This is a genomic window from Lelliottia sp. GFLA7 (genome assembly GCF_056490165.1).
In genome coordinates this window covers 44,214-61,428 of sequence record NZ_JBWLAQ010000007.1, presented here as the reverse complement: position 1 = coordinate 61,428, position 17,215 = coordinate 44,214, and the positions used below count along the sequence as shown (strand labels likewise).

16 protein-coding genes are annotated in these 17,215 nt (G+C 51.4%); 2 read left to right on the top strand and 14 right to left on the bottom strand.

The annotated features are described in order from the left end of the window. Positions 1 to 221 precede the first annotated feature (221 nt). Together AC07RN_RS17075 and yicI are read left to right on the top strand one after the other, a co-directional pair. Positions 222 to 1,616: a glycoside-pentoside-hexuronide family transporter gene (locus AC07RN_RS17075; protein WP_011915338.1), complete on the top strand. Its 1,395-nt coding sequence runs from the start codon at positions 222 to 224 to the stop codon at positions 1,614 to 1,616. A gap of 11 nt (positions 1,617 to 1,627) precedes the next feature. Next, the gene (gene yicI / locus AC07RN_RS17070) at positions 1,628 to 3,946 is read left to right on the top strand and encodes an alpha-xylosidase (protein WP_478336900.1); all 2,319 of its coding nucleotides are present in this window, start codon (positions 1,628 to 1,630) and stop codon (positions 3,944 to 3,946) included. A 423-nt stretch (positions 3,947 to 4,369) separates the two neighbouring features. Here yicI and AC07RN_RS17065 read toward each other — a convergent pair whose 3' ends face one another. From AC07RN_RS17065 to AC07RN_RS17000, 14 genes are all read right to left on the bottom strand, one after another. After that, a complete protein-coding gene (locus AC07RN_RS17065) occupies positions 4,370 to 6,091 on the bottom strand; it encodes an AsmA family protein (RefSeq protein WP_011915340.1) in 1,722 nt (573 codons plus the stop codon). Between the two features lie 120 nt (positions 6,092 to 6,211). Next, entirely contained in the window at positions 6,212 to 7,606 is a 1,395-nt protein-coding gene (locus AC07RN_RS17060; RefSeq protein WP_478336899.1) for a nucleobase:cation symporter-2 family protein, read from the bottom strand. Positions 7,607 to 7,834: 228 nt separating this feature from the next. Beyond that, the gene (locus AC07RN_RS17055; RefSeq protein WP_478336898.1) at positions 7,835 to 8,377 is read right to left on the bottom strand and encodes a fimbrial protein; all 543 of its coding nucleotides are present in this window, start codon (positions 8,375 to 8,377) and stop codon (positions 7,835 to 7,837) included. Between the two features lie 37 nt (positions 8,378 to 8,414). After that, positions 8,415 to 8,999 (bottom strand): fimbrial protein, encoded by a 585-nt coding sequence (locus AC07RN_RS17050; RefSeq protein ID WP_011915343.1) that lies wholly within the window; start codon positions 8,997 to 8,999, stop codon positions 8,415 to 8,417. A gap of 67 nt (positions 9,000 to 9,066) precedes the next feature. Then, positions 9,067 to 9,597, bottom strand: a complete 531-nt coding sequence (locus AC07RN_RS17045; RefSeq protein WP_478336897.1) for a fimbrial protein — start codon at positions 9,595 to 9,597, stop codon at positions 9,067 to 9,069. 38 nt (positions 9,598 to 9,635) lie between these two features. Next, positions 9,636 to 10,160, bottom strand: coding sequence for a fimbrial protein (locus tag AC07RN_RS17040; protein ID WP_478336896.1), 525 nt, complete (start codon positions 10,158 to 10,160; stop codon positions 9,636 to 9,638). A 40-nt stretch (positions 10,161 to 10,200) separates the two neighbouring features. Beyond that, complete coding sequence (locus tag AC07RN_RS17035; RefSeq protein ID WP_478336895.1) at positions 10,201 to 10,722, bottom strand: fimbrial protein; 522 nt, start codon at positions 10,720 to 10,722, stop codon at positions 10,201 to 10,203. Between the two features lie 34 nt (positions 10,723 to 10,756). Next, positions 10,757 to 11,278, bottom strand: coding sequence for a fimbrial protein (locus tag AC07RN_RS17030; RefSeq protein ID WP_478336894.1), 522 nt, complete (start codon positions 11,276 to 11,278; stop codon positions 10,757 to 10,759). Positions 11,279 to 11,315: 37 nt separating this feature from the next. Continuing rightward, positions 11,316 to 11,840, bottom strand: coding sequence for a fimbrial protein (locus AC07RN_RS17025; RefSeq protein WP_478336893.1), 525 nt, complete (start codon positions 11,838 to 11,840; stop codon positions 11,316 to 11,318). 35 nt (positions 11,841 to 11,875) lie between these two features. Then, positions 11,876 to 12,394 carry a fimbrial protein gene (locus AC07RN_RS17020; protein WP_478336892.1) on the bottom strand — a complete coding sequence of 173 codons (519 nt, stop codon included), beginning with the start codon at positions 12,392 to 12,394 and terminating at the stop codon, positions 11,876 to 11,878. 26 nt (positions 12,395 to 12,420) lie between these two features. Beyond that, complete coding sequence (locus AC07RN_RS17015) at positions 12,421 to 12,978, bottom strand: fimbrial protein (protein ID WP_478336891.1); 558 nt, start codon at positions 12,976 to 12,978, stop codon at positions 12,421 to 12,423. 83 nt (positions 12,979 to 13,061) lie between these two features. Then, complete coding sequence (locus AC07RN_RS17010; protein ID WP_478336890.1) at positions 13,062 to 14,027, bottom strand: fimbrial protein; 966 nt, start codon at positions 14,025 to 14,027, stop codon at positions 13,062 to 13,064. Between the two features lie 4 nt (positions 14,028 to 14,031). Continuing rightward, on the bottom strand, positions 14,032 to 16,488 hold the full coding sequence (locus AC07RN_RS17005; protein WP_478336889.1) for a fimbria/pilus outer membrane usher protein: 2,457 nt from the start codon (positions 16,486 to 16,488) through the stop codon (positions 14,032 to 14,034). Positions 16,489 to 16,504: 16 nt separating this feature from the next. Continuing rightward, positions 16,505 to 17,209: a fimbrial biogenesis chaperone gene (locus tag AC07RN_RS17000; RefSeq protein ID WP_011915353.1), complete on the bottom strand. Its 705-nt coding sequence runs from the start codon at positions 17,207 to 17,209 to the stop codon at positions 16,505 to 16,507. Between the last annotated feature and the right edge of the window lie 6 nt (positions 17,210 to 17,215).

The following is a 17,215-nucleotide window of genomic DNA, read 5'->3' as shown; positions in this document are numbered from 1 at the left end:
CGCACATATTTTTCACGTCTCCTTTGATCTGCATTAACTCATTTACCTTAAATCTTAAGAAAATCCTTAGGTTATCTCTTCGTGCAGCGAGTTTTACCGCGATCACAAAAAAGAAGAATCGTAAGTTATTAACCAGAAAACAGAATACCTGCTCTATCAGGGATGGTTTACAACGTCTGTAACCGGTCTAAGCGCCACTACAGCGTTAAAGGATTAAAACAATGAAGAGCGAAGTCTTGTCTGTTAAGGAAAAGATTGGCTACGGCATGGGAGATGCCGCCAGCCATATCATCTTTGATAACGTTATGTTGTATATGATGTTTTTCTATACCGATATTTTCGGTATCCCTGCCGGGTTTGTCGGCACCATGTTCCTGCTGGCGCGCGCGCTGGATGCGATTTCAGACCCGTGCATGGGCCTGCTGGCCGACCGAACCCGCAGCCGCTGGGGTAAATTCCGTCCGTGGATTTTGTTTGGCGCGATTCCGTTTGGTCTGGTTTGCGTGCTCGCCTACACCACGCCGGATCTCAGCCTGAACGGCAAAATGATTTACGCCGCCGTCACCTACACGCTGCTGACGCTGCTATATACCGTGGTCAACATTCCTTACTGCGCGCTCGGCGGCGTCATTACTAACGACCCGACGCAGCGCATCTCCCTGCAATCCTGGCGCTTTGTGCTGGCGACGGCGGGCGGCATGCTCTCCACGGTGCTGATGATGCCGCTGGTAAATCTGATTGGCGGCGACGACAAGGCTCTGGGCTTCCAGGGCGGGATCGCCGTGCTGTCGGTAGTCGCGTTCCTGATGCTGGCGTTCTGCTTTTTCACCACCAAAGAGCGTATCCAGGTGCCGCCGAGCACCACGTCTATGCGCGAAGATCTGCGCGATATCTGGCATAACGACCAGTGGCGTATCGTGGGAGTGCTGACCATTCTCAACATCCTCGCGGTCTGCGTACGCGGCGGGGCGATGATGTATTACTGCACCTGGATTATCGGCTCGCCAGAAATCTTCGTCGCGTTCCTGACCACTTATTGCGTCGGCAACCTGATCGGCTCCGCGCTGGCCAAACCGCTTACCGACTGGAAATGCAAAGTCAGCGTCTTCTGGTGGACCAACGCCCTGCTGGCGGTAGCGAGCGTGGCGATGTTCTTCGTGCCGATGCACGCCACAATAATGATGTTCAGCTTTATCTTCGTGATTGGCGTGCTGCATCAGCTGGTGACGCCAATTCAGTGGGTCATGATGTCCGACACCGTGGATTACGGCGAATGGACCAACGGCAAACGCCTTACCGGGATCAGCTTTGCCGGGACGTTGTTCGTGCTGAAGCTGGGCCTGGCGCTCGGCGGGGCAATGATCGGCTGGATGCTTGCAGGGGGCGGTTACGATGCCGCAGCCAAAACGCAAAACAGCGCCACCATCAACATTATTATCGGCCTGTTCACGCTGGCTCCGGCGCTGTGCTACGTGCTGAGCGCGATTGTCGCCAAACGCTATTACACCCTCAAGACCCCTTTCCTGACCAAAATCATGGGCGAGCTGGCGCAAGGCGCGCGCCGCAACCAGCAGGAATTTGACGACCTGCCGGTCAGCAAAGAATTACAGAACTAAGAGGACGAAAGATGAAAATCAGTGATGGAAACTGGCTTATTCAACCGGGTCTGAACGTGACCTATCCGGTGCAGGTGTTTGACGTGGAGCAGCAGGGCAATGACCTGGTGGTATATGTAGCGCCGCGTGACGTGCGCGAGCGCACCTGGCAGCTCGACACATTGATGTTTACGGTGCGCCTGTTTGCTCCGCAGGAGGGGATTGTCGGCGTACGTATTGAGCATTTTCAGGGCGCGCTGGATAACGGCCCGCATTATCCGCTCAATGTTCTGAAAGACGTCAACGTGCAAATCGACAACAACGCAGATTTTGCCGAGCTGAAAAGCGGAAACATCAGCGTTCGCGTGACCAAAGGGGAATTCTGGGCGCTGGATTTCCTGCGCGACGGCCAGCGGATTACCGGCAGTCAGCTGAAAAATAACGGCTATGTTCAGGACGGGAATGCCGATCGCAACTACATGTTTGAGCGCCTGGATTTAGGCGTGGGTGAAGCGGTGTACGGCCTTGGCGAGCGCTTTACCGCGCTGGTGCGAAACGGTCAGACCGTTGAAACCTGGAACCGCGATGGCGGCACCAGCACCGAGCAGTCGTATAAAAACATTCCTTTCTACCTGACCAACCGCGGCTATGGCGTGCTGGTGAACCATCCGGAGAACGTGTCGTTCGAAGTGGGTTCCGAAAAAGTCTCAAAAGTGCAGTTCAGCGTGGAAGGCGAGTATCTGGAATATTTCGTTATCGACGGGCCGACGCCAAAAGATGTTTTGAATCGTTATACGCAATTTACTGGTCGCCCGGCGCTGCCGCCCGCGTGGTCGTTTGGCCTGTGGCTCACCACGTCTTTTACCACTAATTATGACGAAGCGACGGTGAACAGCTTTATCGACGGGATGGCCGAGCGCGACCTGCCGCTGCACGTGTTCCATTTCGACTGCTTCTGGATGAAGGCTTTCCAGTGGTGCGATTTTGAGTGGGATCCGGTGACGTTCCCCGATCCCGAAGGAATGATTCGCCGCCTGAAGGACAAAGGGTTGAAGGTCTGCGTGTGGATTAACCCGTATATCGGCCAAAAATCGCCGGTGTTCCAGGAACTGAAAGAAAAGGGCTATTTGCTGAAGCGCCCGGACGACTCGGTGTGGCAGTGGGATAAGTGGCAGCCGGGGCTGGCGATTTACGATTTCACAAATCCAGACGCCTGCAAATGGTACGCCGACAAGTTGAAAGGTCTGGTGGATATCGGCGTCGATTGTTTCAAGACCGACTTTGGCGAGCGTATCCCGACCGATGTGCAGTGGCATGACGGCTCCGATCCGCAGAAGATGCACAACCATTATGCCTACATCTATAACGAGCTGGTATGGGATGTGCTGAAAGAGACTGTGGGTGAAGACGAGGCGGTGCTGTTTGCCCGTTCCGCCTCTGTGGGCGCGCAAAAATTCCCGGTGCACTGGGGCGGCGACTGCTACGCCAACTATGAATCGATGGCGGAAAGCCTGCGCGGTGGGCTGTCCATCGGCCTGTCGGGCTTTGGCTTCTGGAGTCACGATATTGGTGGATTTGAAAATACCGCGCCAGCGGATGTTTATAAACGCTGGTGCGCGTTCGGGTTGTTGTCGAGCCACAGCCGCCTGCACGGGAGTAAATCCTATCGTGTACCGTGGGCGTACGATGACGAGTCGTGCGATGTGGTGCGCCATTTCACGCAGCTGAAATGCCGGATGATGCCGTATCTGTATCGTCAGGCGGCGCTAGCCCGTGAGTGGGGTACGCCGATGCTGCGCGCCATGATGCTGGAGTTCCCGGACGATCCGGCGTGTGATTATCTCGATCGCCAGTACATGCTGGGTGATTCCATCGCGGTCGCGCCGGTCTTTACTGAGGCGGGCGATGTGCAGTTTTATCTGCCGGAAGGCCGCTGGACACATCTGTGGCATAACGACGAAGTGCAGGGCAGCCGCTGGCATAAACAGCAGCACGACTTCCAGAGCCTGCCTGTTTATGTGCGCGAAAACACGTTGCTGGCGCTCGGCAATAACAGCCAGAAGCCGGATTATGCGTGGAACGACGGGACGCAATTCCAGCTGTTTAGCCTGGGCGATGGATGTTCAGCGATAAGCGAAGTGCCTGCGGCGGACGGTTCGATAGTGTTTACGCTGACGGCTTCTCGTGCTGGTGACAAAGTGACGATTAACGCTGAGGGTGAGGCGAGAGGCTGGTCGATTTGTCTGCGTAACGTGCAGCGGATCGGCGGCGTGACGGGCGGTTCTCAGGCTGGAAGCGAGTGGGGCGTGGTGGTGAGTGCCCAGGGAAATGTGGTGGTGGTTACGCTGTAGTATTGCGTTTTTCCTTTACCCTCACCCTAACCCTCTCCCTAAGGGAGAGGGAATTGTTAGGTGTGGCCTGATGCAGAGAGAGAAGTCGCCACGCGGTTCGGTTTTTCCCATCTCCCTAAGGGAGAGGGAATTGTTAGGTGTGGCCTGATGTAGAGAAAGAAGCCGCAGCTTGGTTCGGCTTTTTCCCTTCTCCTTAAGGGAGAGGGGATTGTTTGGTGTGGCCTGATGTAGAGAAAGAAGCCGCAGCTTGATTCGGCTTTTTTCCTCTTCCTAAGGGCGGCGTAAATATTAGGTGCGGATTGATGCAGAGAGAGAAGTCGCCACTCGGTTCGGTTTTCCCCTCTTCCTAAAGGAGAGGGGATTGTTTGGTAGGGTTGCAGCTGAAACAACGGCTACGGCTGGCTCCGGTTTTCTCCCTCTCCCTCAGGGAGAGGGCTGGGGTGAGGGTGGAACCGTTGGCTGTGAAGTCGTGCTCACCTGGCCCGCCGTCATCGTCTGCTCCACCTTCTGTTTATCCATATTCACCGCGCTCAGCTTGCCGTTCACCGTGGGTTTCAGCGGTGCTTTCGCCTGAATGCTGCCGCTGGCGGTGAGTTGCACGTTGCCGTCACCCGCGATCGGTAATTCAGGCCAGCCCCACTGTTGCAAAATCTTAAACGGTACGCCGCGCCCGCTCAGGCTGACGGTAGTCTGGCGTGGCGGCAATTGCGAAACCGCCGCCGTGGCTTCCAGAATCCCTTTCTCAGTGAATGCACTCAGCTCCGTGATGTTCACCGCTGAAGCGTCGGCCGCGAGAGCCAGCGACGGGCGACGCACATCCACGCGGTTAAAGGTCGCCGCCGCGCCATTCAGTGTGGCATTGCCGCCCCAAATGCCCCACTGGCGGTCTTTCGCCAGGCGCAGATTTGCGCCGTAGCCGTCGAGCGAGGTGATTTGCCACGGGAACGTCGGGTCGATATCAATCACCAGATTTCTGCTCAGACCGAATTTTTTCAGCGTCACCGCGTTGAGCCATTCCGGGAGCGGGTCCATCCACAGCGTTTTCCAGTTCTGCGGCAGGGTGTATTCCAGGCCTGCCACGGCGACATCATCCAGCACCAGCGCTTTACCGTTACGCAGCCAGTTGCCGGACGTGCGCACCATGCCGCCTTCCCAGCGGGAAGTGAACTGACGCAGCGCGATGCCCTGCGGGCCGAATTCTGCATTCAGAATCGGGTCGAAAAGATGCAGCGACCCGTAGATAAACTCGCTGGCGTTCATGGATAAACGCCCTTCCTGCGTCTGCCAGTCGCCTTTGCTCAGCGTCAGATTGCGCAGACTTAAATCGAGATCGGTGACCGCCCAGTCGGGGCCTTGCAGACGTGCATCGGTGACGTCGAGACGGCCCACCTGCAACGACGGTAGCGTGGTGATCGGGGCAAAGAGATCCAGAAGCGATTTGTCACTTTGCAGGCGAATATCGTTGAGCCGCAGGGTGTCGATAACCCAACCGCCATCAGCGTTGCGCCGCGCAGTGCCGGTGAGCGATCCGCGTGCCATATCCGCACCGATGGTGCTCAGAATCACTTCTTTACCGTTGAGATCGCCCTGAATGAGCACGTTGCTGGCAGGCACGCCGTTGAGCGTGAGCGATCCGGCGCTCATCTGAATATGCGCTTTTTTACCCAACACGTTGCCCGCTTCTGGCTGCCATGGGCTCAAGCCGCCGGTGACTTTTTGCGCGCTCAGGTCCCACTCGGTATTCGGGCTGTTAAACGCCATATTATTCAATTGCAGGCGGTCGGCCTGGAAAGGCAGCGGCGCAGTCTGCGGGGAGAGATTTAACGTGCCGTCGCGCAGCGTGATGGTATCCATATGCAGCGGATCGGTGACCTGGCGGCTGCTCAGGCCGATATCGACAGTTTTGGCAACTAACGTTGCGGGTTTGCCGTCGCGGCCAAAGGTGACGTTTTCCAGAATGATGTGTGAAGGCGATGAAAAGCGGTGATCCATCAGGTCGAAGTTCAGCTCGTAATCGGTATTCACCGTGACCCAACTACTGACCTGAGCCGCGCCCCAGCGGGTTTGCACCAGAATATAGAGGGCCAGGATTACGATCAGTACCGCAATCAGAATCCAGATGAGCAGCTTTCCAATAAATTTCATGGTCTTCCATCCCGTCAAACGCACATAAAGGAGTTATGCACGATTTATGCGCAATCCTCAAGGCGGGAATGGTGTATTTAGATTTCACGGCAGGCCTTTTATGCCTGCCGTGAAGGAGGATCAGTTCTTTTCAGGCGGGAAAACGAGGTTCAGAACGATAGCGGTAATACCGCCCGCAGCGATGCCGGAGGAGAGCAGGTTTTTCACCCAATCTGGCGCGAACTGGAGGATCAGCGGCTGCTGAGACACACCCAGGCCGACGGCCAGGGACAGCGCGATAATCATGATTGCGCGGCGGTTCAGCGGCTCACGCGACACGATGCGCACGCCAGATGCCGCGATGGTGCCGAACATCACAAGCGTTGCGCCACCCAGAACCGGTTCCGGAATATGCTGTACAAAACCACTCACCGCCGGGAACAGGCCGAGCACGATCAGCATCAGCGCAACCACAAAGCCCACATAGCGGCTGGCTACGCCGGTCAGCTGGATCACGCCGTTGTTCTGGCCGAAGCAGGAGTTCGGGAAGGTATTGAACACTGCCGAGACGAATGAATTCAGACCGTTCGCCAGCACGCCGCCTTTCAGACGCTTCATGTAAACCGGGCCAGAAACGGGCTGCTCGGAGACGTCAGAGGTCGCCGTGATATCGCCGATGGTTTCCAGAGAGGTGATCATAAAGACCAGCATCAGCGGCAGGAGCAGGTTCCAGTCGATGCCCAGGCCGTAATAGAGCGGCGTTGGCACCATAATCAACGGGCTGTTAGTTGGAGCGGTATTTTCCGGCAACATGCCCAGCGCCCACGCCATCAGATACCCGGCGGCCATGGCGATCACCAGGGAAGCCACGCGCAGGTATGGGTTACGCTGACGGTTAAGCAGAATAATGATGGCCAGCACAACGCCCGCGAGCAGCAGATTTTTCGGTGCGCCAAAGGTGTTGTCGCTCATCGCCGCGTAGCCGCCACCGATGGACGTCAGGCCCACTTGAATCAGCGACAGGCCGATAATCATCACCACCACGCCGGAAACCAGCGGTGTAATAACGCGGCGCGCCATGTGCAGCACGCGGGAGATAACCATTTCCGTGCAGCTTGCCAGCATCAGCGTGCCGAACAGCGCCGCCATCATCGTGGGGACATCCGCGCCGCCGGTTTTGAGTGCCGTTCCGCCCATAATCAGCGGGGCAACAAAGTTAAAGCTGGTGCCCTGAATGGAGAGCAAACCCGATCCCACCGGACCCCAGGCTTTAATCTGAATAATCGAGGCCACACCGGAAGCGAACAGAGACATGCTGATAATGTGCTGGGTATCCTGCGCCGGGAGTCCAAGCGCCTGACAAATCAGCAGCGCCGGGGTGATCACCGCCACAAACATCGCCAGCAGATGCTGACAGGCGGCGAACAGAGTCTGCGCCAGCGGGGGGCGATCTTCGAGGCGGTAGATTAATTCACTGTTATGCTGAATCTGCGCAATCGGTTGCGCATCTTGAGACTCTATGGCGTTAGCGGACATCGGTGGCAATCCCACGGTGGAAAAGCGGGCATTTTATCTGACCGGATGGTAAAAGCAAACGGTTGCGAGCGAAAAAAGAACCAAGACTAAACGCTAACCATTTTGCGTGAGATTTGACGACGAGTAAGGGTTATCTGCGCATCAATGATATGTGCGAAGAATCATTTTGGGGCAGAAGTGTAGTTTTAGCGGGCAAAATAAAGCCCATCCGAAGATGGGCTTGAGGGATTACAGACGTTCGACTTCGATAGTCACTGCAGTGTTGATGTTACCGCCGACTGCTTCCTGACCCTTGAGCTGCACCATCTGCAGGCCAAAAACGGTATCAGTGGTAGCCGGTATCAATCCTGTGTTCACTTCCACAGGTTTGTTATCCGCATCGAAAATACCGATCGCGACGCCTTTTGCGGCTGTCGTGTCAGTCAGGCTGTTTGCCAGCGCGGTACCGTCGGCGCTGTCCGCCGTGCCGGAAAAGCGATAGGCAATTTTGCCCTGGTCAACCATTGCTGCGCATTCAGCACGACCATCTATTGCCAGGTGAACCGTGATTGGTGTCGTGGCATTATCACCTTGCTTAATCAGCGTCTCCGGCAGTTCAAGCAAGGAAATTGAGCTTTCACTTGGCAGAATACTGCAGAAAAAGGGTTTATGGCTGAGCTTGCCGCTGATATCAACAGAAGCGGAGACATCGTCCGGATTGGTATTTGCCATTGCAGGGCCGATCGAAATCAACGCTGAAATGGCTAAGCCTGCTAATAATCGTTTAGTCATTTTCTTTCCTTAATATGACAACCGTGAAGTCTTGAGATTAAAGACGCTCAATTTGCACTGTCATGTTTGTCTGTACATTACCCGCTTTAACTCCCTGGTTTTTCAACTTAACCAGCGTTAAATACAACGGGAATGAAGCAGTAAGGTTGGTTGGGTTAGTACCAGCGTTGGCATTCTCAAGAAATTTAGAGACCGTCACATTTGGCGTCAGGATATTATTATTTATATCAGTCAGCTGGATGCCAATCCCGGATGCGGCATCGCTTCCGGTATTAGTATTCGCAAGCGTAGAGCCATCGATATTATCTGCCTGACCTAAGAATTTCAGGCCAATTTTGCTGTAGTTCTCTTCTGCGTCGCAATGCTCGCCACCGAGTTGAATGTACATATGGCTATCAGCTTGTGAAGCGCCATCAGCAGTGCCTTGGTCTGGCAAATGGGTGTCAGTGTGAGTGAGGTTGATAACGTATTGACTCATTAATACGGTACAACCACTTTTTGCTGTTTCCAGTCGACCATAAATAGTCATTCCATGAGGAGTATAACTATCCGGTTCCATAGCAGCGGCTGAGCCGGCCATGATTAAACCACTCAGGGCTAATGATAATGCTAATTTCTTCATTATTTTCTCTCTCTATGAAGAATTGGCTATTAAATATGCCCAACCGTCGGGCATATTACAGGCGTTATTAAAGGCGAACGATATCGATGGTTAAAACAGTCTTGAGATCACCTTCTACAGGTGTTTGACCGTTAAGTTTAACCATTTGTAAGCCAATCGCACCGCCATCTGATGTTGCTTCAAGTTGGGTATTATTGACGTCGTAGGGCTCGTTAGTTTTGGGATTAAACAACCCAATGCCCACGCCTTGTGCTGCGCCTTCTCCGGTGAGGGTATTTGCCAGCGTCGTACCGTCAGCCGTATCTACCACACCGTGTAACTGCAGCATGACTTTGCCGAAGCAATAATTCACATCACCCGTTGTCGGAATAACAGAATAAGCGAGGTTCGTTGGCCTAGTTGCACTCTCTCCCTGAGTGGGGAGCGATTCAATATCGCCATCAATCTGCATGTAGGAGCTGCCGACAGTGACAGTACACCCGGAATAACCTTTTGCAATCATGCCATTGATTTCAACACCGGCCGAATGGTCGGTCGCCTGAGCAGCGCATGCCATAAACAGTGATGAAAATGTAAAAGCAATAAATGTTTTTTTCATTGCCACATCCTTTTAATTTATACGTAATCCAAATATAACTACAGGCGTACAATATCGATGGTTAAACCCGCCGCTACTCTACCTACAACTTGCGTTTGATTTCGCAATTTAACGAGTTGCAAATTAAAGCTGCCAGAATTTGATTCATCCGGCATCATCAGGCTTGAGTTAATACTCAGCGGCGCGTTGTTACTATCAAATAACCCAATACCCACACCGCTTGCTACCGTGTCATCGGTATGAACGTTGGCGAGCGTGGTGCCATCGGCATCATCTGCCGTTCCACGTAATTGCAATGCAATTGGACTGCTGCAGCCCCCCACGGAATAGGTCACTTCCGTTGGGTGTGTCGCTTTTTGTCCCTGAGTCGGTAAGCTCTCAATAACACCTTCGAGCTTAACCACACCCGTATGCCCATAGAGGCCGGTGATATTTACGATACAGCCAGAGCTAATACCATTAACCGTACCGTTAATATCCAGCGTTGCAGAGTTATCTTGCGCCTGAACAGCATTCGCCATGCACAGTGAAGCCACTGTCATTGCCAGTAATATCTTTTTCATTTCAATACCCGTTAATAAAGTTTGAAGCAAATAAGTGCTATTACAGGCGAACGATATCCAGGGTCAGAGAACCGTGCACGGTCCCTTCTACAGCATCCTGGCCATTCAGCTTGACGGCCTGCAGATAAATCTGTCCAACATTTGTATTGGAAGTAATCTGGTTACTGTTAATTGTGATTGGGGCTAAGTTTTTATCAAACAAACCAATGCCAATCCCTTTCGCTGCTTCAGGGCTTGTGTCAGAGTTTGCCAGCGTTGTGCCGTCAGCATTGTCTGCCTCACCGTGTAATACCACTGCTACTTTACCGACGCAACTTTCAGTGCTATTGGACATAATATTGTAGTCAAGCACGGTAGGCGTGGTGGCATTTTCGCCCTGTTTCGGTAAGTCAGCTACCAGGCCGCTCAGCGTAATGGTACTTTTCGAGGTAAATACGCTGCACTCGGTGTGGTCGCCATTAATTTGACCATTAATAGTGACGCCAGTGGAATGATCTTGAGCCTGCGCAGCGCCAGCCATAAACAGTGACGCGACAGTTAATGCCATAAATGTCTTTTTCATTTCAATATCCTTTTGTAGTTAAAATGAAATTTAATTACAGGCGAATAATATTCAGAGTCAGAGATCCGTTGAGAGTTCCTTCAACAGGTACCTGGGTATTCAGTCTGACGGCCTGCAGGTAAATATGTCCAATATTTGTGTCAGTAGTAATCTGGTTACTGTTAATCGTGATTGGGCTATAATTTGAATCAAACAAGCCAATGCCAATACCTTTCGCGGCGCCAGCAGAGGTATCAGAGTTTACCAACGTCGTGCCCTCAGCATCATCTGCCACGCCATTCAATACGATCGCAACTTTACCGGTACAAGAGCCGCCTTCACTAGCGCTAATACTATAATCAAGTACCGTAGGTGCTGTGGCGTTTTGCCCTTGAATCGGCAAATCAGCCAGTTGTCCATTCAGCGTGACGGTGCTTTGCGCGGTATATACGGTACATTCAGTGTGATCACCAACAATAGAACCATGAACGGTTACGGTTGCTGAATGATCTTGCGCCTGTGCTGCGCCCGCCATAAACAGTGAAGCCAAAGTCAGTGCCATTAATGTCTTTTTCATTTCAATATCCTTTTGTGTTTTTAAAATTAAGCGTTAATTACAGACGAACAATATCGATGGTCAGAGAACCGAATAACGTTCCTTCAACAGGGGTCTGACCATTCAGTTTTACAGCCTGCATATACAGCACGCCAGTTTTCGCTTTTGGGGTAACCTGGTTATTATTAATATCAAGCGGCTTATAGCTTGAATCAAACAAACCAATACCTACACCCTTGGCAGCAGAAGCGTTAGGGTCTGTGTTTGCAAGCGTTGTACCGTCAGCGTTATCAGCTTCGCCATGCAGCACCAAAGCAATGCTACCGATGCAAGATCCCGCGCCACCGGATTCAATAGTGTAATCAATTGCTGCACCTGCAGTGGCGTCTTGTCCCTGCGTCGGTAAATCAGCTATTTTACTGTTGTTCAGTTCGACGGTACTTCTTAATGTCGTGACGGTACATTCATTCTGGTCGGGAATCACTGAGCCACTGATATTCACAGTTGCTGAATTATTTTCAGCCTGTGCAACGCCAGCCATAAATAGCGACGCCAGCGTCAATGCCATTAATGTCTTTTTCATTTCAACATCCCTTTGTATTTCAAATAGAGTGTTATTTATAAACGAACAATATCGATGGTCAGAGAGCTGTGTAACGTTCCCTCTACAGGCACCTGGCCATTAAGCCTGACCGCCTGCAAATAGATCGTATGAATATCTGTCATCGGGTTAATTTTGTTGTTGTTAATAGTGATTGGGCTAAAGTTTGAATCAAATACGCCAATACCAATGCCTTTAGCTGATTCAGGGCTGGTATCCGTGTTTGCCAATGTCGTGCCGTCGGCGTTATCGGCCTCACCATGTAATACCAACGCAATTTTATCGAAGCAAGATTCTCCCTCACTGACGATGCTGTAGGTAAGGGATGCTGGGGCAATCGCATTTTCACCCTGAGTGGGTAAGCCCGCTAACTGGCCACTCAACGTGATGGTATTTTTCGACGTTGAGACGCTACATCCAGTCTTATCACCAGTAATTGAACCATTAATACTGATTGTTGCTGAATGATCGTTCGCCTGCGCTGTGCCTGCTATAAACACTGAAATCAAGGTCAATGCCATCAATGTCTTATTCATTTCAACATCCCTTATGTTTATAAAAACTACAGGCGGTTAATCTGAATAGTCAGCGCACCCTGAACAGAACCGGCAGTGGCTTCCTGGCCGTCAAGCTTAACCAGATCCAGACCTACGCGGTTTGCGGTTGCTGCATTAGAAGCAATAGCAACCATCGTGTCCTGATTGATGAACAGTGGGTTGCCAGTCGCTACATTATAAAGAGCAATACCGACACCCTTCGCGGCATCCGCACCGACATTGGTGTTCGCAAGTGTTGTACCGGTTGCGTTGTCAGCTGTGCCAAGGAATGAATAAGCAATTTTTCCTTGTTCAGCCATGGTGGTACATTCCTGGTCACCGTCCAGGGTAATTTCCACTGTCTGAATTCCGTTTCTTGCTGTTTGGCTTGGTGTTGCCAATTTATCAATGTCAGCTTGCAAATTAACTACAGATGCACCCAATTTAACGGAGCAAGAAAACTCATGCGTAACGGAACCGCTCACCGCTAATGTGGCTGAAACATCGTTAGGATTAACGTCTGCATGTGCTGCGCCAACCATAAACAGCGTAGAAATAGCCAGGCCTAAAAATGACTTGTTCATGAAAATATCCTTATAGTAAATATAAATGAAATAGGCGAAGCGTACTCACGTAATGCGATTACGCTTCCTTATTTCTTGCGTGGTTAAAGATAATTAATACGTAACGTTATTTGCGTCTTGACGTTGCCTTGAGAGATTTTCTCGTTTAAACGCGCATAACGGACGCTAATTGGTAATGCAAAATTATTTTGGTTCGGTAATGCAATTTCAACCGGGGTACCGGGAGTTAACGTGCTGCCGTTATAGAGCATTTCTACGCCGACACCGGTCGCGGGATTATCTTTGGCAATGTTATTAAATACAGACGGTAATTCGGTATTATTATTGCCTTCAATATTAATGCTTGCGCGTTGAGTGTTGAGGCACAACAGATTTATATTGGCCGGATAGGCGACTGATTTTTTCTGCTTATCAATGGTTGCTGCATCAATGGGCGGCAAGTCCACCTGGGGATTAACCATTTCGATAGAACAATGGGATTTTACCGGCAGTATTTTCAGCGCCAGATTGACCACCAGAGAATTATCATTGAGAGATAGTAATGACGGCAATTGCACATTGGCTATGCCGCTCTTAATGATTCCCGTTTTGATCGCTTCCAGACGAATTTTAATATCATCCGTTGTGATGGCATCTGTCGCGAGATCGCTCACCGGGCTGTTGAACGGCAGAACCCACTCTTTATGCGGATGATTCGGTTTGTCGAAGATCAGCGTAATACGCAGGCCAAGCCCAACGGAAGGGGTATTAAACACACCCGAGCCAGACTGCGTCGTGGTCATGCGACCCGCGAGCGTCTTTCTGACTTTATTGACGCATTCATTCGAAATGAGATGATGCGAACCGGTTAATTGTGCAAGCGATGCCTCTTTCTTATATAAAACGGTACCCGTAGCGGCCGTTGCGCTTTGTGCGGGCAACTGAATCACTAAAGGAATCGTTAAGTTGCTTGCTTCAATAGGGGCCTGAAGGGCACAGGACCCCGCCATCGCATTGAACGTCACGCCTTGTAGCACTGCGACAAAGACCAGAGAAATGAGCTTTTTCATCGTATTAATGACATTCCAGTGAAAGTAATGTTATTGGCAGCGCTTTATCCTGCGTGTCTATTTCAAACGGAACGGAACAGGTCTGCTTATCTCCCCATTTGAAATTGATAACGCCTTTCTCAGGGGCGGCGTTGACATACACCTGACCCTGATCGCCCACGTAATAGACGCTGTCACTGCCTTCAATACGTGCCCGTGCGCCAAACGGCAGGAATTCGCCGTTGTGTTTAACCGTCATCACGACTTTGCGCCCGATAATCGCGGTGAACTGCGCAAGCACAACGGCGTCTTTGGTTGGGGTGACTTGCGTCGACGTACTGGCAAAGTCGACGCTTTTGCTGGCACGCGTATCGATATTCAGCGGGTTGCGATGATATGTGCGCAGATCGGGAACAATCGCGTATCCGCGTGAGTCGGTCATCGTGTTCTGTCCGCCATCAAGCGTGACGTCCGGCGCGCCAGGAATCGCAACCAGCGCCATGCTGCCATTGGAATAACGCCCGGCGGTGATGCCATGGCGGTGAGCCACCAAGTTACCGGAAGCGTTCCATGAGACCGACTGGTGGTCATCACCATTCCAGGTCACATCGAGATCGCCGTAGCGACCTTGATAGTTCATGCCCGCAGAAGCGCTTTGCGTGGCAGACTGATCTTTTTGCGCAGAATAGGAGAGCTGGGTATTCCAGTTCAGATCCTGGCGATCGCCCACTTTTCCGCTCACCCCAAGCTGATTCGAGATATCACCTTCAAGCGCTGACATCGTGGTCAGGCTGACCATCGGCTGCGCTTTTGGGAACAGCTCGCTGAAAGGAACGGACAGGGTCAGTGAGAGTTGTTTATCCCATTTGGCCGCACTGTCATCACGCGTCATGCTGTACGCAAGGGAGAAACTGGCTATTTTGAACGCGCCATTCCAGCCCAACTGCCACATTCGGGACACCGTGTTGTCGAGATTCTCCGCACGGCTAAGCGTGGCGAAGAAACTGTGCTCATCGCTCACCGACTGGTTGACCGTCAGGTTGTATTCGCGGCGTTTATTCGAATCTCTAAACTCTTCACCAGAGTTAGCCCAGTCGCTGAATGACTGATACTTGTTCGCGTAAAAACGACTGTCCATCTGAATCTGAGTGTCCGATTCAGGAATGCTGTTGCGGTAGGTGAGTCGAACCATCTCGCCTTCCGTTTTATCCATATTCTCGTGGCTGCCCTTACTTTTGGTCACATCGACCGCGACGCCGCCCGCACGCTGTAAGTCAAAGCCCAAGCCCAGACTGAACGCACGGAATTTCTCATGGAACTGGCTGCCGCCATAAAGGGTGGTGCTGAGTGGTAGACCTAATGAAAGCGTCGACTGTAAAACTTCAGGTTTTTTCTCAACGCCAGACGAACTCGATAAATATTTACCGGCGGAGACGCTGTATTTCAGCTGCCCTGCGCGAAGAAGCTGCGGTACGTTCGAATAGGACACCGTGCTGTGCGTTTCGGAGCCATCGGCTTCGGTGATGGTCACGTCGAGTTTGCCGCCGTTTGAGACCGACGACAGATCGGTGATAACAAATGGCCCAGCAGGAACGGAACGCTGATAAATGACGTTGCCATTTTCTCTGACCGTAACACGCGCGTTGCTCTTCGCAATCCCGCGAATCAATGGTGCAAAACCGGTTAGCTGGTCTGGCGTCATCTCATCGTCTGAGCTGAGTTGCACGCCGCGGATAAGCAGGCTATCGAAAATGTCACCAGGCGTGCTGGCATCACCAATGGTTAACTCGCCTTTCAGCGGACGAATGGCGGTTTCAACATAATTGCTGATGTTCTGCCAGCCCTCTTCTTTACTGGCCGTGGCGTTATTACGATAGCGCCAGCGACCAATATTGATACCGTTGGTGAGGTTGGCATAAAGCGCATCAGTCGTTTCGCTGCTGTGCTTGATGTATTGCTGGCCAGAGAGCTGATACATGGTAATTAATGCCGGAATACCATCGTCCCACTCTTCGGGTGGTACACCTTGCAGCGAATCGTCATGTAAAACGGTCTGAGGCAGGGCAATTTCTAATTTAAGCTTTGAGAAGTCGAAGTTGGATTTTGCGCCAGGGATCTGTTCTTCAATAGAGACACACGCACCTTTCAGTGCGTTATCTTCGGCTCCAGATTTGAGTTTACTCATATCCACTCCAAGCTTTTTATATGTCTCGAATGAGAGGCAGGCAACAAGCTGCTTATCACTGTTTGCTTCAAATCGGACACTGCTGACCAATACACTTTTCCCATTCACATCAATATGAACGGAGTAGGTACCCGGAGGTTGAAAACCCTGGCTGAGAAGTGCGGTATCGTTAATTACCGCATTCCCATTCACTGACTGTAATAAACCTGGATCAAAATGTTCACCTGACCAGGCCGATTGAGAGCACACTGCTGAAACGGCAAAAGGCATCAACCATGTAAATTTAACGCAGCGCATACAACCAACTAATTAATTAAAAACGCTGCGTAAAGGTATTAGACGCAATACCAAAGTCATTAAGTGCATTCCATTCAACATTTGAACCAGCTGCGGGAGCGTGTTTCAGCTTAAATGATTTACTACCGAACGGCTGAATAACCGTATTATTATCCACAACAGAAACCGGTATCGTCTCTTTGTCGCAGACAATATTATTCAGCACTAAATAGAAAGGTGAATCATTTTTGGCTGTAATTGTGCTGCCTGATTGTGACCAGTGTAATTGCTTCATTGCATCACCCTGATCGCCTTTCAGTCCCGCCGGTCGGAAAAAGAATTTAATACGATTGTTAATCGCCAGAACCATGCGGCTTTCAGCTTTAGATTCTTCATCATTAAGACCCGGCACACCCTTAACGTCTAACCAGTAAAGACTTTCGCGGTCTTTCGGCAGGCCGTTACCTAAGTACATAATGCGAATAACGTTATCGCTGTGAGGCGCCAGGCGGAATAATGGCGGCGTCACGACAAACGGTAAATCTTTTTTGACCGTACTGTCACCCGCATCAAGCCATGACTGAATGAGATAGGCACGCTCTTCTGTACTGTGAATCGTCAGAGAAGCATCGCCTTCATTTTCTTTATAGACAAGGCGATCCACATTAAGGGTTAAAGAAGCATGAGATACACTTGACCATAAAAAAGTAGCCAGTATTGATGCGAGAATTGATTGTTTCATTTTTGA

Bases quoted from the DNA above. Each gene is read 5' to 3' on its own strand.
- AC07RN_RS17075 (WP_011915338.1), top strand. From the start codon at position 222: ATGAAGAGCGAAGTCTTGTCTGTTAAGGAAAAGATTGGCTACGGCATG.
- yicI (WP_478336900.1), top strand. From the start codon at position 1,628: ATGAAAATCAGTGATGGAAACTGGCTTATTCAACCGGGTCTGAACGTG.
- AC07RN_RS17065 (WP_011915340.1), bottom strand. From the start codon at position 6,091: ATGAAATTTATTGGAAAGCTGCTCATCTGGATTCTGATTGCGGTACTG.
- AC07RN_RS17060 (WP_478336899.1), bottom strand. From the start codon at position 7,606: ATGTCCGCTAACGCCATAGAGTCTCAAGATGCGCAACCGATTGCGCAG.
- AC07RN_RS17055 (WP_478336898.1), bottom strand. From the start codon at position 8,377: ATGACTAAACGATTATTAGCAGGCTTAGCCATTTCAGCGTTGATTTCG.
- AC07RN_RS17050 (WP_011915343.1), bottom strand. From the start codon at position 8,999: ATGAAGAAATTAGCATTATCATTAGCCCTGAGTGGTTTAATCATGGCC.
- AC07RN_RS17045 (WP_478336897.1), bottom strand. From the start codon at position 9,597: ATGAAAAAAACATTTATTGCTTTTACATTTTCATCACTGTTTATGGCA.
- AC07RN_RS17040 (WP_478336896.1), bottom strand. From the start codon at position 10,160: ATGAAAAAGATATTACTGGCAATGACAGTGGCTTCACTGTGCATGGCG.
- AC07RN_RS17035 (WP_478336895.1), bottom strand. From the start codon at position 10,722: ATGAAAAAGACATTTATGGCATTAACTGTCGCGTCACTGTTTATGGCT.
- AC07RN_RS17030 (WP_478336894.1), bottom strand. From the start codon at position 11,278: ATGAAAAAGACATTAATGGCACTGACTTTGGCTTCACTGTTTATGGCG.
- AC07RN_RS17025 (WP_478336893.1), bottom strand. From the start codon at position 11,840: ATGAAAAAGACATTAATGGCATTGACGCTGGCGTCGCTATTTATGGCT.
- AC07RN_RS17020 (WP_478336892.1), bottom strand. From the start codon at position 12,394: ATGAATAAGACATTGATGGCATTGACCTTGATTTCAGTGTTTATAGCA.
- AC07RN_RS17015 (WP_478336891.1), bottom strand. From the start codon at position 12,978: ATGAACAAGTCATTTTTAGGCCTGGCTATTTCTACGCTGTTTATGGTT.
- AC07RN_RS17010 (WP_478336890.1), bottom strand. From the start codon at position 14,027: ATGAAAAAGCTCATTTCTCTGGTCTTTGTCGCAGTGCTACAAGGCGTG.
- AC07RN_RS17005 (WP_478336889.1), bottom strand. From the start codon at position 16,488: ATGCGCTGCGTTAAATTTACATGGTTGATGCCTTTTGCCGTTTCAGCA.
- AC07RN_RS17000 (WP_011915353.1), bottom strand. From the start codon at position 17,209: ATGAAACAATCAATTCTCGCATCAATACTGGCTACTTTTTTATGGTCA.